This window comes from Actinoplanes sp. NPDC051470, from assembly GCF_040682035.1.
Classification (GTDB): Bacteria; Actinomycetota; Actinomycetes; order Mycobacteriales; family Micromonosporaceae; genus Actinoplanes.
In genome coordinates this window covers 1-23,151 of record NZ_JBFBAA010000046.1, presented here as the reverse complement: position 1 = coordinate 23,151, position 23,151 = coordinate 1, and the positions used below count along the sequence as shown (strand labels likewise).

Below are 23,151 nucleotides of genomic sequence, written 5' to 3'. Positions count from 1 at the left end.
GAAGGGCGTGGGCGTGCCAATCCGTGGCGAGACTCGCGGAACCGGCTACAGCCTCGAAGGTCAAAAGGATCAGGCCCGCGCCGGAATTGGAAATCCCGTGCGGGCCTGAGGCGAACTCGATCAGCAGGCCTGGTAGGGCCCGTTCGGGCTGACGGCCGTGTCACGCTGGACGACGGACACCGAGGCGCCGACGGCCGTGCAGGCCTTGTTGAAGCCGCTGGTGGTGTACTCGATGACGATCACGCGGTTGCCGTACAGCGCCTGGTAGCCGCCGCACTCCGAGTAGCGGCCGCACTCCTCGGCCACCGCGAAGTCGAGGCCGGCGTCGCGGCCCGCGGTGCCGATGCCACCGTCGCCGAGGTCACCGATGGTGTTCTTCTGAGCGATGGCCAGGCCCTTGCTGTGGGCGTGCGAGATCAGCAGGGAGATGTACGCGATGGCGTCCTGCTCGTCGATCAGGTTCTGCGAGCGGCTGAACGAGTCGAGGTTGTCCGGCTCGACGGCCTTGAAGCCGTCGGCCGCGCAGCCGTCGATCCAGCCGTTCACCACTGCGGCGACGGCCCGCCGCTTGGCGTCGGTGGTGATGTCGAGCAGGATCTCGTCCCACTGCCCGTCCACGACCTCCTTGCCGCGGGAGTCCTTCAGGGTCAGCCCCTTCGCCCGCCACATGTCGATCTCGGACTGGATCGGCTGGGTCTGGAACGCGTTGACGTAGCAGATGTTGTAGATGCCGGACGCCGGGTCGTCCTGCCGGTCGCGGCTGACCACGGTCACCCCGGAGGGCGGCGTGTACGCCCCGCCGATCTGGTAGTCGAACTTGGCGTTCGCCGCCGGCGGGGTGACGGCGGCGACCCGGGACACCCCGGCCTGGGTCTCCTGGGCTTCGGCCGTCGAGGCGAACAGCCCGGTGGTGAGAAGTGCGCCCAGCGCGAGCGCGAGAACACGACGTGATGCGATGGCCACGGAACTCTCCGATGGTCAGGGGATCTGCCCCGCCTCGGGCAGCCGGAACCGCCCTGGCGATCTGGTGGGCTCGATCGCGTCACCGCCCATTCTAATCATCGCTGTCAATGAAGAAGATCAATATCTAGACAGCGATTCCGTACGACCGGCTGGTGCCCTGACCACAAACGTTCGCGGTGTTGGATGACACGCCGGACAACCTCTCTGCGCATCAGGGCAAGATCCGGGCGTGGGCAGCCCAGAACGGCCCCTGAAGTCGTAATGTCGCGCTATGGCCACTGCTCTGAACCTTATTCCCGGGGCCATCGACCGGTTCGGCGCCCGGGTGCTCGAGGTGCCCGTCGGCGCCTGGAACGACCCGACGCCGTGCACCGAGTGGACAGTGCGCGACCTGGTCAACCACCTGGTCGGCGAGCATCTTTGGGCACCGCACATCCTCGCTGGCGAACCCTTGGAGGAAGTCGGCGACCGCTATGACGGCGATCTGCTCGGCGACGATCCGATGAATGCCTGGGAACAGGCGGCAGAGCGGTCCCGGAAGGCCTGGCTCCACACTGACCTGTCGGGAACCTACCGTTTCTCGTTCGGCGAGGCTCCGCTGACCACCTACGCGGACCAGATGCTCGTCGACCTGACCATCCACGAATGGGACCTGGCCCGCGGCATCGCCCAGCCCGTCTCGTTCGACCCGCAGGCCGTCGAGCTCTGCCTGGCCTACGCCCGCGCCAACGTCGGACGCTGGGACGGCCTGGGCATCGTCGACCCGCCCATCCACACCGACAGCAACGACCCTCTCGTCCAACTTCTCTCGCTGACCGGCCGAGCCGTCTAGCGCCCTGACCACCAACGTTTGCCGGGTTGGTCAGGGCGGCCGGGCACGGAGAGACCATCCGGCAGCGCGGTCCACCCATTCGTCGGCATCCTTGGATCATCACATTGAGCCTCGCCGCTGTCGGCTCACCCCGCCCACGGTCACGCCGCCGCGGTGTTGCTGTTCCTCAATGGATTGAGGTCGTCGGTGGAGTAGTGGCGGCCGGCTCGGATCACGCCGATCAGCTGGTGGAGGTTGGTCGCTGCGGCGGTGGGGTCGGCGGACAGGAGGACCAGGTCGGCCTCCTTTCCGGGGTCGACCGTGCCGGAAACGTCCTCGCGGTGCAGGAAGCGGGCCGGGTCGACGGTGGCGGTCTGGAGGATGCGCAGCGGGGTCAGGCCCGCTTCGGACAGGAGGTCGAACTCGTCGTGGAGGGAGGCGCCGGGCACCACCCAGGCGGCGCCGACCGCGTCGGTGCCGGCCAGCAGCGGGGCGCCCTCCTCGTCGAGGATCTTGACCATGCGTTGCTGGAGGGCGAACTGCTCGGCGAAGACCGCCCGCTGGGACTCGTCGAACTTGCGGCGGAAGGCTTTGGCCGCGGCGGTCCAGGCCTTGCGCTCCTTGGCGGTTGCGTAGCGCAGGTCGGGGTCGGACGGGAAGACCGGGTCGGCGCAGAGTTGCTGGGCCTTGACGCGGATCAGGGTGGGGCAGTTCCAGGTCTCGGAGGCGGCGAAGTGGCGGGCCAGGGCCCGGGCCTTGTCCTCGGTGAAGGTGTCGATGGCCTCGCGGGTCGAGTCGAGCATGGCCGGGGTGGTCAGCTGGGCGGGGTTGAGGACGATGCGGCGGATCAGGATCTCGGCGATCCGGCCGGCGAACGGGATGGGGAACGGCGGGGCCTTCAGCGGGGCGCCGGCGATGGCCGTACGCAGATGGTCCTCGTGGTCGGAACAACCGGCCAGCAGGCCCAGGCCGGGGCCCAGGTGTTCGATCGAGCGGTACCGCGCCTTGCGGACGTCGATGCCGGTCGGCAGGTGGCCGACGACGGGCAGACCGGCGCGGTCGGCCTCGGCCTGGATCGCGGCATAGACCACCGGGGTCGCCACGGCCACCTTGATGAAGTCGGCGCCGGCGGCGGCCTGGCGGCGGACCTCGGCGGCGGCCTGGGCCGGAGTGCCCGCGTTGATCGGTGTGAGGACCGAACCGGGCGTGGCCAGCAACCGCGGCGACCGGGAGTCGGCGGCGGGGCGGTTCCGGAGCAGAGCCGGCGTGCCGCTCATCTGGCGGTAGCCGGTGATGCCGAACGAGAGCATCAGGCGCAGCGCGGGCGTGGGGTCGGCCAGGTTGAGCGGGTGCGCGTGCATGTCGACGAAACCGGGCACGACGAAGCGGGTCCGGCCACCACCCGGCGACGCGGTGGACCCGATCGAGGCGATCCGGCCGGCGGAGAAATGGATGTCCTGGTGCGGGGTGATCGAGCCGTCCCGGGGATCGACCACGGCGACGTCGGCGAGGTGGTCCATGGTTGCGCCTCCCAGCGACTTAAGGAACAATATTGTTCACTATGGTAGCGAGCCGCCACGGAACCGGAGCCAGCCGCCACGGAACCGGAGCCAGCCGCCACGGAACCGGAGCCAGCCGCCCAGAATCCGGAGCCAGCCAACGACACGGAACGGCAGCCAGCCGACGCCGCGGAACGGCACTGACCGAGGCGATCTTCCTCACCACGCTCGAGGAGCTGGCCCGGGCGAGCTTCGCCGAGCTGTCCTTCGACCGGATCGCCACGGCGGCGGGCACCGGCAAGGCGGCGCTCTACCGGCGCTGGTCGACCCCGGCCGAACTGGTGCTGGCCGCGCTCACCGACCCGGGCACCGGTTTCGGCGAGGCGCCGGCTCCCCCGCGTACCGGAAATCTGCGGGACGACCTGATCGCCCTGCTCACCCAGCTCGTGCGCGCGCTCGACGAACCGCGCGGCCGTGCCCTGCGCCCGCTGATCGCCCAGCGGAACCGGCATCCGGAGTTGTTCGACCAGGTGTGGCGGTCGGTGATCCGGCCCGCGCACGAGGTGTTGATGCAGGTGATGCGGGCGGCGGCCGAGCGCGGTGAAGCCGTTCCCGAGCGGGTCACCGCCCGGGCCGCCGAGGTCGGGCCGCGCATGCTGCTGGTCGAGGCGTGGCGGTCCGACACCGTCGGCGAGGACGAGGTGGCGGCCGTGGTCGACGAGGTTCTGCTGCCGCTGCTCAGGTCGGCGGGCGGCGGCGCGACCACGAGCCGGTGATGTGCTCGTACATCAGCCTTCCGGCGGCGTCACCGTCGCCCGCCGTCAAAGCGGCCAGAACAGCGCGATGCTCGTCCAAGGTGAGGGCGATATGCGCCGCGGTCGTCGTGCCCTGGTAGCGGCCGGTCGTACGCGCCTTGTCGTGAATGCTGGTGACGATCGCACGGCCGAGGCGGTTGCCGGAGGTGGTCATCACGACGTCATGAAACTGCGTGTCGGTGAAAGCGAACGCGGGCAGGTCGGCGGTCAGTCCTTCCATCGCGGCTAACTTGTCCGAGATTTCCGACAAATCATCAGGGGTACGCAGCGAAGCCGCCGCCTCCGCCATGTCCCGCTCCAGCGACGCCCGCACCGCCACCAACTCGTCCAAAACACCCTGCGTCTCGTCGTTGCGCACGAGCGCCGACAGCACCACGTCGTCGATCATGTCCCAGGCGGCCGACGGGCGAACCACCGTACCCACCCCCCGGCGGATGTCGACCAGCCCCTTGTCCTGCAGGAGCTTGGCCGACTCACGCACGACGGTACGCGAGACCCCGAAGTGGTCCCCGATCTCGGACTCGGTGGGCAGCGCCTCGCCGGGCCGCAGCCGCCCGCTCACGATGTCGTCGACCAGAGCCTCGACGACGGCCGTGCCGAGCCGGTCACCGCGGCTGCGCGGGACCACCGCCGACAGGTTGATCGGTGCGCTCACGGGGACTCCCTTCCGTACACATCATATGTATGATGTCATCCCTGGTATGCATCTCGCACACAGCCGTGTCGGCGGCCAGTCCGTCCCCGTGGTCCGCGTCGAGGGCCAATGGCGTGACCTGCGGCCGCTCACCAACGCGATCACCCCCGACGTGCTGTCCCCCGACTTCCTGGGCGGCATCCGCGACGCCGACCTCCCGGCGATCGACGAACCGGAGGCGTTCGGGCCGCCGCTGGCCGGCATCGGCAAGATCGTCTGCATCGGCCTCAACTACGCCGACCACGCCGCCGAGACCGGCGCCACCCCGCCGCCCGAGCCGATCCTGTTCATGAAGGCGCCGGACACCGTGGTCGGCCCGGCCGACGACGTGCTGATCCCGCGCCGCTCGGCCAAGACCGACTACGAGGTCGAGCTGGCCGTGGTGATCGGCTCGACCGCCCGCTACCTCGACTCCCCGGCCGACGCCGACGCCCACATCGCCGGTTACGCGATCAGCAACGACGTCAGCGAGCGCGAGTTCCAGATCGAGCGCGGCGGGCAGTGGGACAAGGGCAAGAACTGCGAGACGTTCAACCCGTTCGGGCCGTGGATCGCCACCGCCGACGAGATCGCCGACCCGCAGCAACTCGGCGCTCGGCTCTGGGTCAACGGCGAGCTCCGCCAGGACGGCACGACCAAGAACATGATCTTCGGCGTACGCCACCTCGTGCACTACCTGAGCCAGTTCATGACCCTCTACCCGGGCGACGTGATCAACACCGGGACGCCGGCCGGGGTGGCGATGGGCCGCAAGGACCAGCCCTACCTGCGCCACGGCGACGTCGTCGAGCTCGAGATCGACGGCCTGGGCCGGCAGCGCCAGACGTTCCGGGAGGCGTGACCGTGGCCTCCCTCGACGGATTGCGGGCGCTGGTCACCGGCGGCGCCTCCGGCATCGGACTGGCGATCGCCACCGCGTTCGCCGCGGAGGGCGCCCGTGTGGTGGTGCTCGACCGCGCCAAGGACCGCCCCTCCGGCCTGCCGGAGACGATCGGCTTCGTCTCGGCCGATGTCACCGACGATGCCGGGGTACGCGCGGCCGTGAGCGCCGCGGCCGGCCAGCTCGGCGGGCTGGACCTCCTGGTCAACAACGCCGGCATCGGGGCGCAGGGCAGCGTGGCCGACGCGACCGACGACGAGTGGCACAGCGTCCTCGACGTCAACGTGGTCGGCACCGCCCGTGTCTCCCGCGCGGCCTGGCCCTTCTTGCAGGCCTCCCCGCACGCCGCCGTGGTCAACACCTCGTCGATCGCGTCGACGGCCGGCCTGCCGCAGCGGGCGGTCTACTCGGCCAGCAAGGGCGCGGTGTCGGCGCTGACCCGGGCGATGGCCGCGGACGGGATGGCCGACGGGATCCGGGTCAACGCGGTGAACCCCGGCACCGCCGACACGCCGTGGGTCGGGCGGCTGCTCGACGCGGCCGACGATCCGGCGGCGGAACGGGCCGCGCTGGAGGCCCGCCAGCCGCATGGGCGGCTGGTCTCAGCGGAGGAGGTGGCGCATGCCGCGGTCTATCTCGCCTCGCCCGGAGCGGGGTCCACGACCGGCGCGGAGATCGCGGTCGACGGTGGCATGGCCGGGCTCCGCCTCCGGCCCCGGTCATGAAGGAGTGCCCGGTCATGAAGGAGTGCTTGCCATGAAGGTCCGGTCCGTCAACGGCATCAACGTCACCGAGCTGGGCTTCGGCGGCGCCTCGGTGGGCAACCTGCACCGCGCCACCGGCGAGGAGCAGTCGCTGGCCGCGATCGACGCCGCCTGGGCCGGCGGCATCCGCTACTTCGACACCGCCCCGCACTACGGGCTGGGCCTCTCCGAGCGACGCCTGGGCAAGGGCCTGGCCCGGCGCCCGCGGGACGAGTACGTCCTGTCCACCAAGGTCGGCCGCCTGCTGGTCCCCAACCCGTCACCGCAGGGCACCGACGACGACGGGTTCGAGGTCGCCGACGATCTGGTGCGGCAGTGGGACTTCAGCCGCGACGGCGTACGCCGCAGCATCGACGACAGCCTGGAACGTCTGGGCCTGGACCGGATCGACATCGTCTACGTGCACGACCCCGACGACTTCGTCGACCAGGCGATCGCCGAGGCCATCCCGGCCCTGATCGAGCTGCGCGACCAGGGTGTGATCGGCGCGGTCGGGGCCGGCATGAACCAGTGGGAGGCGCCGCTGCGGATGGTCCGCGAGACCGACATCGACGTCATCATGCTGGCCGGCCGGTGGACGCTGCTGGACCGGTCGGGCGCCCCGCTGCTCGAGGCGGCCGCCGAGAAAGGTGTGTCCATCGTGGACGCCGCTCCGTACAACTCGGGTCTGCTCTCGAAGGACCGGCCGCCGCAGGGCGCGCTGTTCAACTACGCGCCGGCCCCGCCCGAGCTGCTGGCCCGGGCGAACGAGCTGGCCGACATCTGCGCGAAGGACGGCGTGCGGCTGCCGGACGCCGCGCTGCAGTTCCCGCTGCGCAGCCCCCAGGTCAAGGCCGTGGTGTGCGGCATGAGCAGCGCCGAACGGGTGAACGACACGCTGGCGCGGCTGGCCGCTCCGATCGAGGAGTCGACCTGGTCGGCGCTCGATGGCTGAGATCAGGCTCGCGTACGGAAGAACCGGGCTGACCGTCGACCTGCCCGCCGAGCGCACCACCGTGATCACCCCGGTCGAGCACCCGGCCGCGGTCGACCCCGCCGCCGTGCTGGCCGACGCGCTGCGCAAGCCGGTGGCCGGTCCCCCGCTGCGTGATCGGGTGCGCCGGGGCCAGACGGTGGCGGTGTCGCTGTGCGACGTGACCCGGCCGCAGCCCCGCGAGCAGATGATCACCGCGCTGCTGGCCGAGCTCGGCGACGAGATCGACCGGGACGCCATCACCCTGCTGGTCGCCACCGGCACCCATCGCGGCAACACCGGCGCCGAGCTGCGCGACATGCTCGGTGTCCACGCCGACACGATGCGCGTGATCAACCACGACGGCCGCGACCCCGAGCAGACCCGATGGTGCGGCGTGTACGGCGACGGCGTCCCGGTCTGGCTCAACAAGCACTGGCTGGACGCCGACATCCGGATCACCACCGGCTTCGTCGAGCCGCACTTCTTCGCCGGCTTCAGCGGCGGCCCCAAACTGGTGGCGCCGGGGCTGGCCCGGCTGGAGACGGTGCTCACCCTGCATGACGCGCGGCGGATCGGTGACGCCAAGGCGATCTGGGGCGTGTGCGAAGGCAACCCCGTTCACGATGATGTACGCGCGATAGCCGCCGGAACGGGGGTCGACTTCGCGTTCGACGTGGTGCTCAATCGCGAGCAACACATCGTGACCGCGTACGGCGGAGATATCCTGCCGATGCACGAGGCCGCGCGCGCGGCGGTGCGAGAGATGTCCATGCGCCCGGTGGACGGCCTGTTCGACGTGGTGGTCACCACGAACGCCGGCTTCCCGCTCGACCAGAACCTCTACCAGGCGGTGAAGGGCATGTCGGCCGCGATGACCGTGGTGCGGCCCGGCGGCCTGATCATCTGTGCGGCCCGGTGCGAGGACGGCTTCCCGGACTACGGGTCGTTCCGCTCCGTGCTCGCCTCGGCGCCGACCCCCTCGGCGATCCTCAAGGAGATCGAGGCCCGGACCGAGACCGTGCCCGATCAGTGGCAGGTGCAGATCCTGGCCCGGGTCCTGTGCCACGCCCGCGTCGGCGTGCACACCGAGGGTCTCACCGACGCCGAGCTGCGCACCGCGCACCTCTACGCCGTACCGGACATCGCCGCCGCCGTGGCGGCCGAGGGCCCGGACGCCCGCATCTGTGTGCTGCCGGAAGGGCCACAGACGATCCCGTACGTGCGGTCGAGGTGAACACGCCGGCCGTCCGTACCGTAGGGGGTGTGATCGGCTTGACCGACGAAGTCGTGGGATGCCGCCCGTGACCGAGCTGCGCGGGATGACCTGGGACCACCCTCGGGGGTACGCGCCCCTGCGCGCCTTCGGGGGCGGGGTGACCTGGGACGCGCAGCCGCTCGAAGCGTTCGAGGCGCGGCCGCTGCGCGAGCCGGCGGCCACCCACGACCTGATGGTGATCGACCATCCCGGGCTGGGCGCGGCGATCGCGGACGGCGCCCTGCTCCCGATGAACGACCTGTTCGCGCCGTCCGAGCTGGCCCGGTGGCGCACCGCGACGATCGGCCGGACCTGGGAGAGCTACACCGTGTCGGGCCGGCAGTGGGCGCTGCCGATCGACGCCGCCACCCAGGTCAGCGTGTATCGGCCGGACCGGGTGGACGGGGTGCCGCAGCGCTGGGCCGACGTGCTCGGCGCGGTGCGGACCGTGCCGAGCGCGCTCTGCCTGGGCGGGCCGCACGCGATGCTGATGTGGCTGGCGATGCCCCGCGACGCCGCCTCGCTGCGCCTGCTCCGCGACCTGTGGCCGCACGTCGACCAGGCCGTGTCGCTGGGCAACCCGATCGACCTGCACGACGCGCTGGACGCCGGCGCGATCGCCTACTGCCCGCTGGCCTACCAGTACACCAGCTACTCCCACCTCGCCTGGGCCGACGCCCCTGACCTGCGCGGCGTGCTCGGCGGCGCCGGCCTGGCCGTGTCGGCCCTGACCACCCGGCGCGACGAGGTGCGCGCCTGGGTCCGCTCGTTCCTCGCCCCCGAGGTGCAGAGCGACTTCGTGCCGGCGCACGGCGGGCAGCCGGCCGTCGCCGCGTACTGGCGGGGCCGGCCGACCGTCCGCTCACTCGCGCAGGCCCAGATCCGGCCCCGGCACGGCGGCTGGATCGCGGTGCAGGACGCCGGTTCGGAGATCGTCCGCGAGGCGGTCACGGCCGGCCTCGACCCGGACAAGGCCGCCGCCGAGCTCAGCCGTCTGCTCACGTCTTCTCCTTGGAGGTAGGAACATGCTGGTCATCAGGTACGAGGTCCGGGGACAGACCTTGGTCGGGGTACGCACGGACGACGGTCTGGTCCGGCGCGCGTCGGCGTCCACGCTGGCCGAACTGCTCGCGGGTGACTTCCGCGGGGCCGTCGAGGAGGCCGCCGCCGGCCCGGCCGAGACCGCCGAGGTGCGGCTGCTGGCCCCGGTCGACGGGCGGACTGAGGTGTGGGCGGCCGGCGTCACCTACGAGCGGTCCAGCGAGGCACGACAGGAGGAGAGCGAGGTCGCCGACGTGTACGCCCGGGTCTACGCCGCCGACCGTCCCGAGCTGTTCCTCAAGAGCGTGGCCTGGCGGGTGTCCGGCCCCGGCGAGCCGATCGGCATCCGCACCGACTCGGCCGTCGACGTCCCCGAGCCCGAACTGGCGGTGGTGGCGGCCGCGGACGGCACGATCGTCGGCTACACCGTCTGTGACGACGTGTCCTCCCGGTCGATCGAGGGCGAGAACCCGCTCTACCTGCCCCAGGCCAAGATCTACGCGGGCGCCTGCGCGCTGGGCCCGGGCATCCGCCCGGCCTGGGAGGTCCCGGACCCGTACGAGCTGGCCATCGCCGCCTCGGTCCGCCGCGGCGACGACGAGGTGTGGTCGGCCGAGACCTCGACCGCGATGCTCCACCGGCGCCTCGACGACCTGGTCGGCTACCTCTACCGGCAGTACGACCTCCCGGAGGGCGCGGTCCTCTCCACCGGCACCGGGATCGTGCCGGAGCTCGACTTCACGCTGACCGCCGGCGACTCGGTCGCGGTCACCATCGATGGGATCGGCACGCTCACCAACCCCGTGGTCGACGCGTCGTCACTGCTACGCGGCCGCTCGTGAAGCCGGCCCGTGAGGTGGGGACGCGGCCGGGGTCGTACGGTGGGATGAACGTCGAACCCGCCTACCTTCGGAGAACGCCGTGAGCATCCAGGGCATCGATCCGCGTACCGGCTCCCCGGTCGGCTCCGCGGTGCCTCCCACTCCCCCCGAGCCCCTGCTCGCGGCCGCCGCCGACGCGTTCGGCGCGTTCAAGGCCACGACTCCTGGGGTACGCGCGGAGCTGCTGACCCGGCTGGCCGACCGGTTGGACGCGGCCGCCGGCGACCTCGTCCCGCTGGCGATGGCCGAGTCCGGGCTGCCGTCGGCCCGCCTGACCGGCGAGCTGGCCCGCACCAGCGCCCAGCTGCGCCTGTTCGCGTCGGTGGTGACCGAGGGCGCCTACCTGGAGGCGATCCTCGAGGACGCCGACCCGGGCGCGACCCCGCCGAGGCCGGTCCTGGCCCGGATGCTGGAGCCGGTCGGCCCGGTCCTGGTGTACGCGGCCAGCAACTTCCCGTTCGCCTTCAGCGTCCTCGGCGGCGACACCGCGTCCGCCCTCGCCGCCGGCGCTCCGGTGCTGGTCAAGGCGCACGGCTCCCATCCCGGGCTGTCGGCCGCGGTCGCCTCGCTGGCGTCCCGGGCGGTCGCCGACACCGGCCTGCCCGCGGGCGTCTTCGGCATCATCTTCGGCGACGACGAGGGCGTCACCGCCCTGAAGGATCCCCGCGTCAAGGCCGCCGGCTTCACCGGTTCGACCACCGGCGGCCGGTTCCTGTTCGACGTGGCGTCGTCCCGGCCCGACCCGATCCCGTTCTTCGGCGAGCTGGGCAGCATCAACCCCACCGTGGTCACCCCGGCCGCGGTGGCCGCCCGCCCCGACGAGATCGTGACCGGTTTCGTCGGCTCCTTCACCCTGGGCACCGGCCAGTTCTGCACCAAGCCCGGCCTGCTCTTCCTGCCCGCCGGCCACGGCCTCGGCCCGGCCCTGCAGTCGGCGGTGGCCGCCGTCGAGCCGGCGCCGATGCTCAACGCCCGCATCGCCTCCCAGCTGGCCTCGGGCCTCACCGAGCTGTCGGAACGGGTCTCCCTGCTCGCCTCCGGCCCGGACGCCCCGGCCGACGGTTCCTGGGCGTCGGCCCAGCTCTTCACCACGAGCACCGACGCGTTCGACGCCGAACTGACCGACGAGCACTTCGGCCCGGCCGCGCTGATCGTCGAGTACAAGGGCGAGGACGACCTGTTCGCGGCCCTGTCCACGATCGAGGGTTCGCTGACCGCGACCGTGCACGGCGAGCCCGGCGACCCGTTCCCGCTGCCCCGGCTGCTGTCGATCCTGGCCGACCGGGCCGGTCGGGTCGTCTGGAACGGCTGGCCCACCGGCGTGGCCGTCTCCTGGGCGATGTCCCACGGCGGCCCGTGGCCGTCGACGACCAACTCGGCCCACACCTCGGTCGGCGCCACCGCGATCCGCCGCTGGCTGCGCCCGGTGACCTTCCAGTCGCTGCCGGACGACCTGCTGCCCCCGGCGCTCCAGGCGGCCAACCCGTGGCACATCCCCCGCCGCGAGCCCGCCTGACGCCCTTCGCCCTCCCGCCCTTCTACCGGGCGGTCCGGCCGTTCTACTGCGCGGTCCGGCCGCCGGCCCGGCCCGGGAAGCGCGTGCCGAGGGCACGACGGTGACCGGCGCGCGGGGCCGGCGCCGGCGCCCTGTGGTGCCGGCGAGCTTCGTCCGCCACCGTCTCGTCGGCGTCGTTCTCCAGCTCCCGCCGGATGTGCTCCGGGGTGACCTCGGACATGGCCATCGAGCGGCGTACCTCCGCCGACCGGTCGGTCAGCAGCGCCCGCAGATCGGCCTCGGCCAGCTCCACCGCCCGCACCAGCGTGGCCCGGACGTCGGGCGAGGAGTCCTCGGCCAGGAGGTGCCGCTGTTCGGCGGTGGTCTGCTCGTTGATGGCGAGACCCTTACGCACCCGGACAGTGCGGTCGCGTAGCAGCGCCGCAATGGTGTCGGTGTCGTAGGTGTGGCGGGCGAGCCGCTCCCGGACCTCGGGCGAGGCGTCGCCGACGAGGACCGCCGCCAGCTCGGGCTCCAGCTCGGGCATCTCGGCCAGCAGGCCGCGCAGCTCCTTGTCCTGGGCCGTCACCATCACCTGCCGCACCCGGGCGTCACAGGCCGGGTTGGCCGCGACCGCCCAGCGCACCCGCCGATCGGTGTCGGTCACCAGGCGCAGCAGGTTCCCCTGCGAGGTGGCGGGGTTCCTCGCGACCGCCTCCCGGACCGAGCGATCACGATCTCGGGCGAGCGGCCGTAGGGCCGTCGCCGGAGCATCGGGCCGGGCCGCAACCGCGGCGCGGACCAGGACCGACGGGTCGGAGGCGAGCTCGTGAAGCTCGTCCGGGCCGGTCGTGCGGTCCTGCGCGAGGGCGACCCGCGCATCGATGTCGCCGGCCGCACGCTGATTTCCCATGGTCCGAATCGTCTCACGGGCCGCCCCGGCCGCCCTCATCCGTCCATCGTGCGGGCGTAAAGGAGCGTAGGGTCAGCATGCCGCACCGATTGTCATCGATTGCCCGACCGTTTCCGGGAGGTTCGATCATGTCCAAGGACTCGACGACCAAGGCGAACGTCAAGAAGAAGGGCAAGACGATCAAGGAGAAGCAGGCCGTGAAGCGCGTGAAGCGCGACGAGCAGAAGGGCCACCAGTCGACCATCCCGTCGACCGGCCGCTGACCCGGCCGTTCTTCCTGGGCCGGCCCGGCCGCGTTACTGTTCGGCCCGGCCGCGCCGCTGTCGGCGCTCTGGCGCGCTGCTGTCGGCCCGGGCGCGCTACTCGAGGCCGTCCCGGGAGATCGGCTCGCCGATCCGGAACTCGCGGAACGTGACATCCAGCCCGGCCCGTTCCGGCGAACAGCACATGACCCCGACGTCGACCGTCTCGGGCAGATCCAGGTGGCCGAGCCGGACCAGCTGCCACGAGCCGTCCCCGGTGCCGCGGTGCACACACACCGCCGAGCCGAAGCGGGTCAGCCGGAGCGTCAGCTCGCCGTCGTACCCGGGCACCGGCACCACCGACAGGTCGGACTCCCCCCGGGTGAGCACCGTGCTCAGCTGCACGGCGCCGGACGTGACCTCGAGCCCCGTCTTCAGCCACGACCGCGCGTCGGCCCGCAGCATCAGCCCGGCCTGATCGAACAGCGTCGAGTGCCCGGCCGCCACCACCACCTCGGCGGTGAAGTCACCGGTCACCGGGCGCCGGTAGAAGTGCCCGTTGTCGGTGACATAGCCGTAGAAGGTTTCGCGCCAGAAGTCCGTCTTGAGGCCCGTGACCACCCGGATCACGCCGTCCTCATCGGACCACTCCGGCGGCTCGTTGAGCCAGGACATCGATGTCGCCATCGCGCCAGCCTATGCGCCGCCCTCAGAACCTGCTGTTCGACCACCAATGCGCGAAGAGTTCCTGGTCGCCGGCGATCTCCACGTCCGCCGTACCCGCCGGCAGCCGTCGATTGAGCAGAAGCAACAGCTGAAGGGCCGGCCCGCGTACGGTGACCTGCGCCTCGTGCCGGCCGTACCGCCAGGTGACCCCGGCCGGGCCGCGGGTGACCGACCACTCGCGACCCGGCCCGAGGTCGTCGTCGGTGGCGACGAACAGCAGCGACTCACCGTCGCCGGCCAGGCCGGTGAAAGCGCTCGGCACCCCGAGGTCCGGACCGGACAGTGCCGCCGCGGTGTCCAGCACGTCGGACACGCCGTCAGCGGCGAGATCGGCCGCCAGCTCACCCTCGATGCCCAGAGCCAGCTCGGCGTCGAAGCGATGGATCACCTCGTCGTGGAGCATTCGTCGCAGCCAGAAGCCCGCCGACCGGTCCTTCTGCCACGTCCACACCGGCTGTTCCGGCCCGACGGCCCGCACCGCGTCGGCGAGCAGCCGGCCCCCCTCGACCAGCCACTCGCCCCGCGCGTCCGGGCCGGCCGGCACGACCACCTCGGGCATCGGGATCGGCGCCGGCAGACGCCGCCGGATGATCTCGGCCGCCCACCGGTGACCGCGGCCGACATGCCCGACCAGCTGCTCCATCGTCCAGCCGGGGCAGGTCGGGATCGGACGGTCGCCGCCGGCGTCGCGGGCCAGCCCGGCCAGTACGGCCGTTTCGTGCTCGAACTCCAGGAAGTACCGGTCGGCCTCGAGCACGATCTCACGCCCCGTCTTCGCTACGCGTGGAAGTTCAGCGCGGCACGACCCCCGACCATCGGCAGCCGAATGGTGCTGCTGGTTGGCCGTACCGAAATCTGCGTGCCGGGCAACGGCCGCAGCGTGTAATCGTAGTCGGTGGAGAGCACCACGACGCCGAGGCGGTGGCCGGGCGCGAAGGTGTGGTCCTGCGGCTGCATGTCCCAGCCCAGCCGGTAGGTCTTCCCCGGCGTGACCGGCGACGAGCGGGTGAGCGATCCGCGGTTCTGCGGGTCGGTCCAGCCGCGCGTCACGATCACCGGGTCCGTGCCGGCGGGGCCGTAGTCGACCAGCAGCGCGGTCAGGTTGGCGGCGGTCCGGTTGTCGACGCTGACGTCGAGCGTGACCCGCGGCGTGCCGCTGAGCCGGGCCGGCGACCGCAACGCCGGCGAGAGGTAGGCCAGGGAGTGGCCGGACGGCTCCAGCAGTTCCTCGGCGACCACGTCACGGCCGTTGTCGACGAAGGTGTCCGTACGCGGACGGCCCACCGCAAGCGGCAACGTGGCCGGCGCCGAACCGGGGACCGGCCAGGCCGAGGCGGTCTCGACCACGGCGGCGTCGGCGTCCTCGAAGGTGACCGCCGCCTCGTCCTCGATGCCGCTGTCCACGTCGTAGATGTAGTGGTCGATCCAGCGGCGCATCGCGGGGAAGAACTGCGGCGCGTTCGCCGATCCGTGGTCGCCGTCGTAGAGCCACAGCTTGCGGTCGACGCCGTGCCGGCCGAGCGCGTCCCACAGCTGGGTGCCCTGCTTGGTCTTGACGTTCCAGTCGCGCAGGCCCTGCACGATGAACACGCTGGCCTCGATGTTGCCGGCCTTGGACGCGTAGTCACGCGACGCCCAGAACGCGGAGTAGTCGCCGGTGACCCGGTCCTGCTCACGGGTCAGCCGGTCGATGGCGGCCGCGCAGACCTCCGGATGCGTACGGGACAGAATGATCCGGGCGTGGATGTCGGCGTCCTCGCCCTGCCAGGTGTACGGCGCCACCACCAGACCGTTGGCGCGGTACTCGTCGTACCAGCTGGAGACCGCCGACATCGGAATCACGGTCTTCAGCGCCGAGCGCCCGGTCACGGCGGCGGCCAAGGGCAGAGTGCCGTTGTACGAGACGCCGTACATCCCGACGGCGTGCGCCGACCAGTGCGCCGAGACCACCCGCCCGGCCGCGTCGTAGGCCCGCCCCGAGCCGCCGAGCCAGTCGATCACCGCGCGGGTCGCGGCCGCCTCGTGCGGGCCGCCGGCGTCCGGGCAGCCGGTGGAACGCGCGGTGCCCAGGCTCTCCATCGTGATCATGGCGTACCCCCGCCGGACGAAGTACTCCCAGAGCCCTTCCTCCGGATAGCCCTCCTCGTCGTCCCCCGCGCGGGACGCGCTAAGCGCCTTATTCGTCTCCCGTTTCCCTTCCTGAGGAAGCCGATCGACCTCCACCGAGTGGTACGGCGCGTCCACAAAATCACCCATGTACGGCGTGGCGATCATCAGCGCCCCCGACTTGAGGCCCGCGGTCTCGGTCTCGCCCGGCCGGGTGACATCCAGGTGTACGCGGTCCCGGGCCCCGTCCCCGTCGCTGTCCAGCGGAACCTCGACCCAGATCTCCTCGTTGATCGCCTGCGCGTAGTCGAACACCGGCTGGGTCGCGCCGTCCCGCACCACGATCGTCGCCGGCTCGTCGGCCGCCCAGGCCGGCATCCCGATGCCGACCGCCAGCACGGCGGCCACAACTGCGTATCGCATGAGTCCTCCACCAAAGGCCAGAGCTGTCCGCAATGGAAGACGCGGCCGAGAGGCCAGCCGTGGCAAGATCACGCCACGACATCCGCGCCGCGCTGCCTGAACCGTTACCAGCAGCCGCAACGCGACCGGGCCGCGGCACGACTTACGCCAGCCAGGCGCCGCGACCCCGGAGCCCGAGCACCGACGAGCAGGTTTCCGTACGGCCGCATGTTCCCCCGACCGAAAACGCCGCGGCCTACGTCGCCTGGATGGACGAGCAGTTCGGCGCCGCACCCCTGACCTTGTCGTCCTGGGCCCGCATCGTCGACCGAACCGCGGTCTTCGGCGCCTCGCCCGGCGCGACGCGGGCGGGGACGTCATCCTGACCGTCCGCCGCGGCTCCCACGGCGACGCATTCTGGGAACAAGAGCTCCCCCGAATGGTGGCCTGGGCCTTCGGTCACCGATCCGGATACTTATCATTCGCGACGATGCCTACCTTCGAGGAACTGACCGAGCTGGCTCGCCTGCCAGACCCGGCAACACTGCTGTTCGACGTACGGTCGGACGCGCCGGCGGATGGCGAGGCAGGCCGCCGCGAGGCGGTCGAGCACTGGTCCTTCCTCGCCGGCCGGGGCGGCTACACGATCACGCCGATGGACACCCGGTCCGGGCACGGCAGCGCGACGTACTGCGGTGACGTGGACGTCGATGGCCTGATCTACCAGGTGCACCGGGGCCCACGCCGACGAACCGTGCACGCCTGGGAGGACGAGGACGGCGCCTGGCAGGGCAAATTCGGGCTCACCGACGGGATATGGGCGGTTCCGGTACTGCCGGAACCGGAGCCGGTCGACTGTCCGTGGTGCACCGATGGGCCGCCGACCACGCTGCGGCTGGCCGGTTCGGGGCTGGTTGCCGGCATCTTCTCGGTCTGGGCGGCTGAACACGCCGATGGCGCCGGTCGGGGAATCATCATCCAGTACGAGCCCGACGACGAGGATGAGCCCCACACCGTGAGCTTCGAGCCCGCCCACTGCGTGGTAGCGGCCGGTCTGTGTGACTGGGCGATGTCCGACGATGAGCTGGCTCTGCGGTTCACCGATGCGGCCGCCGACACGCTGGAGATTCACGACGCCGACGGTTGGCTCCGGCTCCGGTTGGCGGTGACGACATCTGGCCGGCGTCAGCTACAGGCCGGGCTGCAGAAGATCCTCGGCCCGGCACGGTCATGAGGATGCTGCGGTCGGGGTCAGTGGTCGGCTAGTTCGCCGAGAAATCGCGCGATGCGGTGGGCCGCTCGCCGGTCGGGGTCCAGGTCGGTGTTGTAGACGCCGACGCCCAGGCCTCGGCACCTCGGGCTGCGCAGGGCCCGGCGGACGATGGTCGTGAGCTCGTCCCAGGTGAGGCCGCCGGGCATGGCCGGGTCGTTGGCGGCGGCGCAGGCCGGGAAGTTGTCGCCCCGCAGGACATCGAGGTCGATGTGGAGCCACCAGCCCGATGTGGTCCGGTCGAGGTGGTCGGTGGCCTCGTCAGCCAGGTGGGCGGCCTGCCCGTGGAGGTCGTGCGCGGTGTGCAGGCGGACGCGGTCGGCGATCGAGGGGGCGACGATCGCCTCGCGGTAGCGGTCGTCGCGTTGACCGAGCATGACGATGGCGTCGGCGTCGAGGGCGGGCAGGCGACGTCGCATCGGCTCGGGGGCGTTCTGGCCGGTGAGCCCGAGCAATAGTGCGATCTCCATGTTGGCGGCCTCGCCGTCCGGGGAGCAGGTCATGGTGGTCGCGTCCTCGTGAGCGTCGAGGAGGAGCAGGCCGGCGGCGCCCTGCTGGTCGCGCAGGGCGGGGAGGGCGCCGAGCAGGACAGCGCAGTCACCGCCGTAGAGCAGCGGGAAGCGGTCTTCGGCGAGCGAGTCCCGGACGCGTTGGTAGACGCCCTCGACCATGATCAGGAGCGCGGCCTCGTTCGCGAACCCGCCGGCGCCCCGGCCCGGGTCGGGCTCGGGCGCGGTGACGTCCGCCGTCATGGCCGCGCCGGGCAGGGCCTCGGTCAGTCCGGCCTCGCGGAGAGCGGAGGCCGCCTGCGCTTGACCGGCGGGCCGTCCCGAACCGTCGAAGCACACGCCGATCAGATCCACCGAGCCCGGCCACCTCAACGACATCGGACCAGGATGCCGGTGGCACGGGAGCTCGACAAGCGGCAAGCACAGCGTCGATCAACCGGGCTGCGGCGTGGCCCAGAGCACGCCTCGCTCTCGGCCGATCGCCAGGACAGGCCGAATCGACCGTCGGGCCCAGGTGTTCGACGGATCCGTCGACCAGGCCCACGAGCAGGTCGAGCACGCCGCCGGGGTGTTCCCACCAGTCGCCGTTGTCCGCGTAGACGACGGACGGCCAGTGGTCGGGGTCCGGGTCGGACTTGCGCCAGAAGAAGTGGCCGCCCTGGTGGGATTCGCCCCAGAGAAGCAGGCCGCCCACCTCGCAATGGAATCGGTAGCCCCCGACGCTACGATTCTGGGCCGGGCTCGGCAGGCGCCGAACCCGGCTGCCTAACACTTACTTCGTGTCAATGGTGAAGGTTCCGGAACTGTCGGTGGCCTGTTTCTCCAAGGCCTGCCAGGGCGTCGCGTCCCCACCGAGGATGTCGAGTAGGTAGGCGGAGACGGCGTCCGCGACGAGCGCGACGCGGGCGGGGTTCTCGTCGGTGGTCTCCTTCACTGCCTCGCCGGCGATCCCGCCCAGGGTGTGCTCGCCGTCGGCGATGCCGAGCAGCCGCTTCGGGGCGGGGCTGAGGTGGTAGGCGTCGGTGAACCAGTCGGGGCCGCGGGTGGACATGGCGGACTGGTCTTTGCCGCCGGCGATCACCAGGGCCGGAATGGTCATGGTGGAGTAGTCCGGGCGCATGAACGGCAGGTGCTCTACCGCAAACGGGGTCAGGCTGTCACCGGTGCCGGTTGCGGCAATGAGCGCGCCGGCCTTGACCGCGGGGTGGGAGAAGTCCTCACCCGGGTTGCCGGCGTTGTCGAGGACGCGGGCGCCAAGCAGCGCTCCGGTGGTCTGCGCGCCCCAGGAATGCCCGACGATCGCGACGCGGTGGTGATCGGCGCGTGCGGGCGGGCCGCTGACCTGGTCGAAGATGTCGCCGAGGTGGTTCAGGATCGCGTGCAGGTCCGCGATGCGTACGCGCCAGATGCTCGCGTAGCGGGAGTCGTCGAAGCCGATGCGGTTACGGCGGGAGTCGAGGTGGGTGGGCTGCACGACGGCAAACCCGGCGGCCGCCCACCGGTCCACGAGGGGCTCGTAGCCATCCATCGACCAGGCGTTGCCGTGGGAGAAGACGATGATGGGCAACTTGTCGCCGTCGACGGGCGCTGTGACCTTGACCTGAAGCGGGACGCTGCGGCCGGTGGCGGGCACGGTGATCGGCTTTACCGAGACGAGCCGGCGGTCGAGCGGTGTAGAGGGCATGAGAGTCTCCGCGACTGATGGTGGGTTTGCTAGCTTTGACGGAACGTCGTTCCGCAAACTTAGCGGAACAATGTTCCGTCAACAAGGAGGCGTGTTGTCCGACACACTTGGTGTGCGCCAGGCAGGTGCGCGTCGCAGCCGCGAGGCGGTGCTGACGGCGGCGGCCGCGGCGTTCGTCGAGCAGGGTGTGCAGGCCCCCGTCCGTGACATCGCCGCTCGTGCAGGTGTGGGGGTCGGAACGGTCTACCGCCATTTCCCGACGAGGGCAGACTTGGTGAGTGCCGTTTATCGCCATCAGGTCGACGACTGCACGGCCCTGGCCGCGCAATTGCGGCAGCAGCCGATCCCGGCCGTTGACGCCCTAGACCGATGGATTGCAGCCTTCGTGGACTTTCTGGTGACCAAGCATGGTCTCAGCGTCGCCTTGGGCTCAGAGGACCCGAGCCTGGCCAACCTCCACGCGCTGATACTCGATGAGCTCGTCCCAGCCTGCGCGACCCTGCTGGCGGCGAGCCAGGAGGCCGGGGAGATCGACCCGCAAATCACCGCGTACGCGCTGCTGCGAGCCATCGGGAACCTGTGCATCCTCGGGCCGGACTACGACCGGAACGACGCCAGGCAGATGGTCGCCCGCCTCCTGGCCGGGTGCCGCACCCCTGGCTCCACCATTTCCGGACCCGACCCGGCGCGAGCTGCACAGCGCCCGGGTTCCTGCTAGGCAAAATGCTGTCTGAAATCGGGATCTGCAGGACCATCTACGTCATCGCCGAGAACTCTCTCATCGGCTAAATCCGCGTATCCGCGCCCCGAGCGGCTTCATGATCCTTTGTACGCAACGTAAGCGGGCTCGGCGGGTGACGTCCACACCACCGGTGGTCCAGATCCGCGAGTGGTGCCGGTTCTCACGAACATTGCGGCGCGTGGTGCCGGCAGAGTGGCGCCGAAAGTCGCGAACATCTGGCGCCCAAACTCGGTTCTGTCACAGGCAGTGTGGAGGGTGCAACTAGATCCTCACCATGAGGTTCATGTCGGAGTCTGATAGCCGCCGGTCATGGCTGCTGCGCCAGGATGCGGTTCAGGTGGTAGTCCAGGGTGCGCCGTATGTTCGCCCGGGTGCGGCGTCGGTGCAGCAGGTCGAGCCCGAGTCCGCTGATGCCGCCGACGAGCAGGTCCGCCTCCCGGGCCGGGTCGATCGAGGGTCGGACGCCGCTAGCTTTGATCAAGGCGGCGACGAGGTCTTCCAGCGAGTGTTCCTGGTGCAGGAAGACCGCCGCCAGCGCGGGATCGGTGAGACTCCACGCGTAATAGGCGGTCATCACCCGCAGGCTCGTGCGGCGCTGCTCGTCGAGTGGGAGCAGTTCCTCGAGGGTGGCGCGGAGCAGTACTCGCGGGTCGGACGGGTCCCGTAGTGCCGCGATCCGTTCCCGGCTGCGGTGCTCGTTGTCGCGGTGCAGCGTCTGCAGGGCGGTCACCAGCAGGTGGTGCTTGTCGGTGAAGTGGTACTGCACCACCCGCGGGGTCACGTCCGCCTCGGCGGCGATTTCTCGGATGGTGGCCATCTGCAGGCCCCGCTCGGCGGCGATGCGCCAGACCGCCTCGACGATCTGGCGCCGGCGACCGGCCAGTTCCGGCACGGTGGGTGCAAGGACCGGCGGGTTCTTGCGTGACCGGTACGCCCGGGCCTGGCAGGCGCGGGAACAGTAGATCGGACGGCGACCGCGCAGGGACGACCGGACTGGGCCACGGCAGACCACGCACCTATTTTCGTCACGCACCTTCTCAGCCTAGCCGCATCTAGTGTGACGTTTCGTTCACTTCTGGCTTGCTGGCAGCCATTCGAATTGCTGTCATTGATACGTTCGTATCCCGATGGGAGTCAACTGTGGACGACGGCTGGTACCGGCTGGCAATGACTTTCACGCTTATCGCGGGCGTCTGGGAGGGCCCGATCGCGATCATCTTCCGAGTCTTCACTGACAAGGGCCCGAACGTGATGGTGGCGGCTAACTACCTGTCCGCTCCGTGGTGCTACGTCATCGCGGTCGCGGCGGCGGTCGTCGCGTTCGCGGTGATCGCCCTCCTGGAGACCCGACGTAAGCAGGTGATGTCCACCGTCGAATGACCCCAAGGTGCGGCAGTAACCGCTGGACCGTCGCGTCACACGGAAGTGCAACGAGCCATCAGAGATGATCAATCACACTTCCTGTGACAGAACCCCAAACTCACGAACAACGCCAGATGGGGCAGCAGGGCCGGTGCGCCGCGCTCGAGGTCACTCACCTTCAGCATCGCTCCCCAATCTGGTTGCTGGGCAGGAAGTCGGCAAGCTCTTTCACCGCCGCCGCCGCCGAGCGAAGCGCTCGTGCCCCTTTGGGCAACATCTGCTGCCCCCGGTTAGGTTCGGAGGTCGGTGATCTCGCGTCCTGCCGCGGGCATGGTGGAGTTGGCAACGTCTTTGTCGGGGGCGGGGGTTCGTTGAAAGACAAAGCCGAGGATCATGAGCCGGAACACCGCCGTCCGTCAACGCCGCACCAGAGCGATGACACGGTGGCCGACACCGCGGCCGGGGCTCGCCGCGCGCCCTCGGCACGACCGTTCGGCGTGGCCGCTGCTCAACGCCTCCAGTCCGCGGCCGGCAACCGGGCCCTGGCCGGCATGATCGCCCAGCGCCGCAAACCCACCTCCACCACCGCGGCCCCATCCACCGCCATCGCCGCCACCACCACAGCCACCGCCCCCACCACCACGTCACAAACCGCCGGCACCGAAACACTCGCCCCCGCAACCACCACAGCCACCGGCCCCACCACCGCAACACAGACCGCGGACGCCGGAACGATCGCCGCCGGAACGACCACAGCCGAAGCCGATCAGGACTGGGTGCCCGAGCTGCCGCTGCAGCGCCGGTCCCACGTGGACACGGAAACCGCGGCCGTGCGGGTGCGATGGCTCGCTCAGAACAGCGTGAGACCAGCGCAAGTCGTGCCGGTGAAGTCCGCCGAAGCGGAACTCGTTCACGAGACGGACGCAACGAGAAAGAACGTTCTTTCTCGCTCGGTGGACACCGCGCCGGCCACGGACACCGCGCCGGCCGCGCCCGCCGCGGTGCCGGTGCAGCGGTTGTCGCGGCCGCCCGCGTCCGCGCCCGCCGCGGTGCCGGTGCAGCGGTTGTCGCGGCCGCCGGCGGCGGCGTCGCCGAAGTTCGGGGCGTTGAAGTCGGAGGTGAAAGGTAAGCAGAACACCCTG

The 23,151-nt window shown here is 70.9% G+C and carries 25 protein-coding genes; 14 read left to right on the top strand and 11 right to left on the bottom strand.

The genetic code is table 11. The features are described from left to right. Window positions 1-120: 120 nt before the first annotated feature. Window positions 121-963: an endo alpha-1,4 polygalactosaminidase gene (locus AB0M54_RS44130; RefSeq protein WP_364478601.1), complete on the bottom strand. Its 843-nt coding sequence runs from the start codon at window positions 961-963 to the stop codon at window positions 121-123. Between the two features lie 271 nt (window positions 964-1,234). Here AB0M54_RS44130 and AB0M54_RS44125 point away from each other — a divergent pair, with 271 nt between their 5' ends. Continuing rightward, window positions 1,235-1,795 (top strand): TIGR03086 family metal-binding protein, encoded by a 561-nt coding sequence (locus AB0M54_RS44125; protein ID WP_364478599.1) that lies wholly within the window; start codon window positions 1,235-1,237, stop codon window positions 1,793-1,795. 140 nt (window positions 1,796-1,935) lie between these two features. On the opposite strand, the gene AB0M54_RS44120 is transcribed toward AB0M54_RS44125, so the two are convergent. After that, window positions 1,936-3,294, bottom strand: a complete 1,359-nt coding sequence (locus tag AB0M54_RS44120) for an amidohydrolase family protein (RefSeq protein WP_364478596.1) — start codon at window positions 3,292-3,294, stop codon at window positions 1,936-1,938. Window positions 3,295-3,335: 41 nt separating this feature from the next. Between AB0M54_RS44120 and AB0M54_RS44115 the strand changes: the two genes are divergently transcribed. After that, window positions 3,336-4,049 (top strand): TetR-like C-terminal domain-containing protein, encoded by a 714-nt coding sequence (locus tag AB0M54_RS44115; protein ID WP_364478593.1) that lies wholly within the window; start codon window positions 3,336-3,338, stop codon window positions 4,047-4,049. Here AB0M54_RS44115 and AB0M54_RS44110 read toward each other — a convergent pair. Continuing rightward, entirely contained in the window at window positions 4,012-4,743 is a 732-nt protein-coding gene (locus AB0M54_RS44110) for a FadR/GntR family transcriptional regulator (protein WP_364478590.1), read from the bottom strand. The two genes, AB0M54_RS44115 and AB0M54_RS44110, sit on opposite strands and share 38 nt — an antisense overlap. A 46-nt stretch (window positions 4,744-4,789) precedes the next feature. On the opposite strand from AB0M54_RS44110, the gene AB0M54_RS44105 reads away from it, so the two are divergent. The 7 genes from AB0M54_RS44105 to AB0M54_RS44075 all read left to right on the top strand — a co-directional run bounded on the left by AB0M54_RS44105 (window position 4,790) and on the right by AB0M54_RS44075 (window position 12,074). Beyond that, window positions 4,790-5,623 (top strand): fumarylacetoacetate hydrolase family protein, encoded by an 834-nt coding sequence (locus AB0M54_RS44105; protein WP_364478587.1) that lies wholly within the window; start codon window positions 4,790-4,792, stop codon window positions 5,621-5,623. Then, window positions 5,620-6,387, top strand: coding sequence for an SDR family oxidoreductase (locus tag AB0M54_RS44100; RefSeq protein WP_364478584.1), 768 nt, complete (start codon window positions 5,620-5,622; stop codon window positions 6,385-6,387). The genes AB0M54_RS44105 and AB0M54_RS44100 overlap by 4 nt, the downstream gene beginning before the upstream one ends. A gap of 31 nt (window positions 6,388-6,418) precedes the next feature. After that, window positions 6,419-7,360: an aldo/keto reductase gene (locus AB0M54_RS44095; protein WP_364478582.1), complete on the top strand. Its 942-nt coding sequence runs from the start codon at window positions 6,419-6,421 to the stop codon at window positions 7,358-7,360. Next, a complete protein-coding gene (gene larA, locus AB0M54_RS44090; RefSeq protein WP_364478579.1) occupies window positions 7,353-8,615 on the top strand; it encodes a nickel-dependent lactate racemase in 1,263 nt (420 codons plus the stop codon). Before AB0M54_RS44095 ends, larA begins: the two co-directional genes overlap by 8 nt. A gap of 67 nt (window positions 8,616-8,682) precedes the next feature. Then, window positions 8,683-9,657 carry a hypothetical protein gene (locus tag AB0M54_RS44085; protein ID WP_364333677.1) on the top strand — a complete coding sequence of 325 codons (975 nt, stop codon included), beginning with the start codon at window positions 8,683-8,685 and terminating at the stop codon, window positions 9,655-9,657. Between the two features lie 4 nt (window positions 9,658-9,661). Next, the gene (locus tag AB0M54_RS44080) at window positions 9,662-10,519 is read left to right on the top strand and encodes a fumarylacetoacetate hydrolase family protein (protein WP_364478576.1); all 858 of its coding nucleotides are present in this window, start codon (window positions 9,662-9,664) and stop codon (window positions 10,517-10,519) included. A 79-nt stretch (window positions 10,520-10,598) separates the two neighbouring features. Continuing rightward, window positions 10,599-12,074: an aldehyde dehydrogenase (NADP(+)) gene (locus tag AB0M54_RS44075; RefSeq protein ID WP_364478573.1), complete on the top strand. Its 1,476-nt coding sequence runs from the start codon at window positions 10,599-10,601 to the stop codon at window positions 12,072-12,074. A 43-nt stretch (window positions 12,075-12,117) separates the two neighbouring features. On the opposite strand, the gene AB0M54_RS44070 is transcribed toward AB0M54_RS44075, so the two are convergent. Beyond that, window positions 12,118-12,966, bottom strand: coding sequence for a hypothetical protein (locus AB0M54_RS44070; RefSeq protein ID WP_364478570.1), 849 nt, complete (start codon window positions 12,964-12,966; stop codon window positions 12,118-12,120). Between the two features lie 128 nt (window positions 12,967-13,094). Here AB0M54_RS44070 and AB0M54_RS44065 point away from each other — a divergent pair, with 128 nt between their 5' ends. Next, a complete protein-coding gene (locus tag AB0M54_RS44065; RefSeq protein ID WP_364333689.1) occupies window positions 13,095-13,229 on the top strand; it encodes a hypothetical protein in 135 nt (44 codons plus the stop codon). A gap of 96 nt (window positions 13,230-13,325) precedes the next feature. Here the strand turns inward: AB0M54_RS44065 and AB0M54_RS44060 are convergent, their stop codons facing one another. The 4 genes from AB0M54_RS44060 to AB0M54_RS44045 form a co-directional block, all read right to left on the bottom strand. Further along, a complete protein-coding gene (locus AB0M54_RS44060; protein ID WP_364333692.1) occupies window positions 13,326-13,895 on the bottom strand; it encodes a DUF1349 domain-containing protein in 570 nt (189 codons plus the stop codon). A 22-nt stretch (window positions 13,896-13,917) separates the two neighbouring features. Continuing rightward, the gene (locus AB0M54_RS44055) at window positions 13,918-14,691 is read right to left on the bottom strand and encodes a maleylpyruvate isomerase family mycothiol-dependent enzyme (RefSeq protein ID WP_364478567.1); all 774 of its coding nucleotides are present in this window, start codon (window positions 14,689-14,691) and stop codon (window positions 13,918-13,920) included. A 20-nt stretch (window positions 14,692-14,711) separates the two neighbouring features. Continuing rightward, the gene (locus tag AB0M54_RS44050; RefSeq protein ID WP_364478564.1) at window positions 14,712-16,463 is read right to left on the bottom strand and encodes a CocE/NonD family hydrolase; all 1,752 of its coding nucleotides are present in this window, start codon (window positions 16,461-16,463) and stop codon (window positions 14,712-14,714) included. A 235-nt stretch (window positions 16,464-16,698) separates the two neighbouring features. Continuing rightward, on the bottom strand, window positions 16,699-16,848 hold the full coding sequence (locus AB0M54_RS44045) for a hypothetical protein (protein WP_364478561.1): 150 nt from the start codon (window positions 16,846-16,848) through the stop codon (window positions 16,699-16,701). 33 nt (window positions 16,849-16,881) lie between these two features. On the opposite strand from AB0M54_RS44045, the gene AB0M54_RS44040 reads away from it, so the two are divergent. Further along, on the top strand, window positions 16,882-17,676 hold the full coding sequence (locus AB0M54_RS44040; protein ID WP_364333704.1) for a hypothetical protein: 795 nt from the start codon (window positions 16,882-16,884) through the stop codon (window positions 17,674-17,676). 17 nt (window positions 17,677-17,693) lie between these two features. Here AB0M54_RS44040 and AB0M54_RS44035 read toward each other — a convergent pair whose 3' ends face one another. Together AB0M54_RS44035 and AB0M54_RS44030 are read right to left on the bottom strand one after the other, a co-directional pair. Then, window positions 17,694-18,599, bottom strand: coding sequence for an arginase family protein (locus AB0M54_RS44035; RefSeq protein ID WP_364478558.1), 906 nt, complete (start codon window positions 18,597-18,599; stop codon window positions 17,694-17,696). Window positions 18,600-18,993: 394 nt separating this feature from the next. After that, window positions 18,994-19,905 carry an alpha/beta fold hydrolase gene (locus AB0M54_RS44030; RefSeq protein ID WP_364478555.1) on the bottom strand — a complete coding sequence of 304 codons (912 nt, stop codon included), beginning with the start codon at window positions 19,903-19,905 and terminating at the stop codon, window positions 18,994-18,996. Between the two features lie 94 nt (window positions 19,906-19,999). Here AB0M54_RS44030 and AB0M54_RS44025 point away from each other — a divergent pair, with 94 nt between their 5' ends. Continuing rightward, complete coding sequence (locus AB0M54_RS44025) at window positions 20,000-20,623, top strand: TetR/AcrR family transcriptional regulator (protein WP_364478552.1); 624 nt, start codon at window positions 20,000-20,002, stop codon at window positions 20,621-20,623. A gap of 331 nt (window positions 20,624-20,954) precedes the next feature. On the opposite strand, the gene AB0M54_RS44020 is transcribed toward AB0M54_RS44025, so the two are convergent. Then, the gene (locus AB0M54_RS44020) at window positions 20,955-21,539 is read right to left on the bottom strand and encodes a TetR/AcrR family transcriptional regulator (RefSeq protein ID WP_364478549.1); all 585 of its coding nucleotides are present in this window, start codon (window positions 21,537-21,539) and stop codon (window positions 20,955-20,957) included. Between the two features lie 248 nt (window positions 21,540-21,787). Here AB0M54_RS44020 and AB0M54_RS44015 point away from each other — a divergent pair, with 248 nt between their 5' ends. After that, window positions 21,788-22,027 (top strand): hypothetical protein, encoded by a 240-nt coding sequence (locus tag AB0M54_RS44015; RefSeq protein ID WP_364478546.1) that lies wholly within the window; start codon window positions 21,788-21,790, stop codon window positions 22,025-22,027. A 116-nt stretch (window positions 22,028-22,143) separates the two neighbouring features. Then, on the top strand, window positions 22,144-23,151 hold a 1,008-nt coding region (locus tag AB0M54_RS44010), incomplete at its 3' end, for a hypothetical protein (protein WP_364478543.1).

What these genes read in the sequence shown, in the direction of transcription:
- AB0M54_RS44125 (WP_364478599.1), top strand. Translation starts at nt 1,235, where the DNA reads ATGGCCACTGCTCTGAACCTTATTCCCGGGGCCATCGACCGGTTCGGC.
- AB0M54_RS44120 (WP_364478596.1), bottom strand. Translation starts at nt 3,294, where the DNA reads ATGGACCACCTCGCCGACGTCGCCGTGGTCGATCCCCGGGACGGCTCG.
- AB0M54_RS44115 (WP_364478593.1), top strand. Translation starts at nt 3,336, where the DNA reads ATGGTAGCGAGCCGCCACGGAACCGGAGCCAGCCGCCACGGAACCGGA.
- AB0M54_RS44105 (WP_364478587.1), top strand. Translation starts at nt 4,790, where the DNA reads ATGCATCTCGCACACAGCCGTGTCGGCGGCCAGTCCGTCCCCGTGGTC.
- AB0M54_RS44095 (WP_364478582.1), top strand. Translation starts at nt 6,419, where the DNA reads ATGAAGGTCCGGTCCGTCAACGGCATCAACGTCACCGAGCTGGGCTTC.
- larA (WP_364478579.1), top strand. Translation starts at nt 7,353, where the DNA reads ATGGCTGAGATCAGGCTCGCGTACGGAAGAACCGGGCTGACCGTCGAC.
- AB0M54_RS44080 (WP_364478576.1), top strand. Translation starts at nt 9,662, where the DNA reads ATGCTGGTCATCAGGTACGAGGTCCGGGGACAGACCTTGGTCGGGGTA.
- AB0M54_RS44070 (WP_364478570.1), bottom strand. Translation starts at nt 12,966, where the DNA reads ATGGGAAATCAGCGTGCGGCCGGCGACATCGATGCGCGGGTCGCCCTC.
- AB0M54_RS44065 (WP_364333689.1), top strand. Translation starts at nt 13,095, where the DNA reads ATGTCCAAGGACTCGACGACCAAGGCGAACGTCAAGAAGAAGGGCAAG.
- AB0M54_RS44060 (WP_364333692.1), bottom strand. Translation starts at nt 13,895, where the DNA reads ATGGCGACATCGATGTCCTGGCTCAACGAGCCGCCGGAGTGGTCCGAT.
- AB0M54_RS44050 (WP_364478564.1), bottom strand. Translation starts at nt 16,463, where the DNA reads ATGCGATACGCAGTTGTGGCCGCCGTGCTGGCGGTCGGCATCGGGATG.
- AB0M54_RS44040 (WP_364333704.1), top strand. Translation starts at nt 16,882, where the DNA reads ATGGTGGCCTGGGCCTTCGGTCACCGATCCGGATACTTATCATTCGCG.
- AB0M54_RS44035 (WP_364478558.1), bottom strand. Translation starts at nt 18,599, where the DNA reads ATGTCGTTGAGGTGGCCGGGCTCGGTGGATCTGATCGGCGTGTGCTTC.
- AB0M54_RS44030 (WP_364478555.1), bottom strand. Translation starts at nt 19,905, where the DNA reads ATGCCCTCTACACCGCTCGACCGCCGGCTCGTCTCGGTAAAGCCGATC.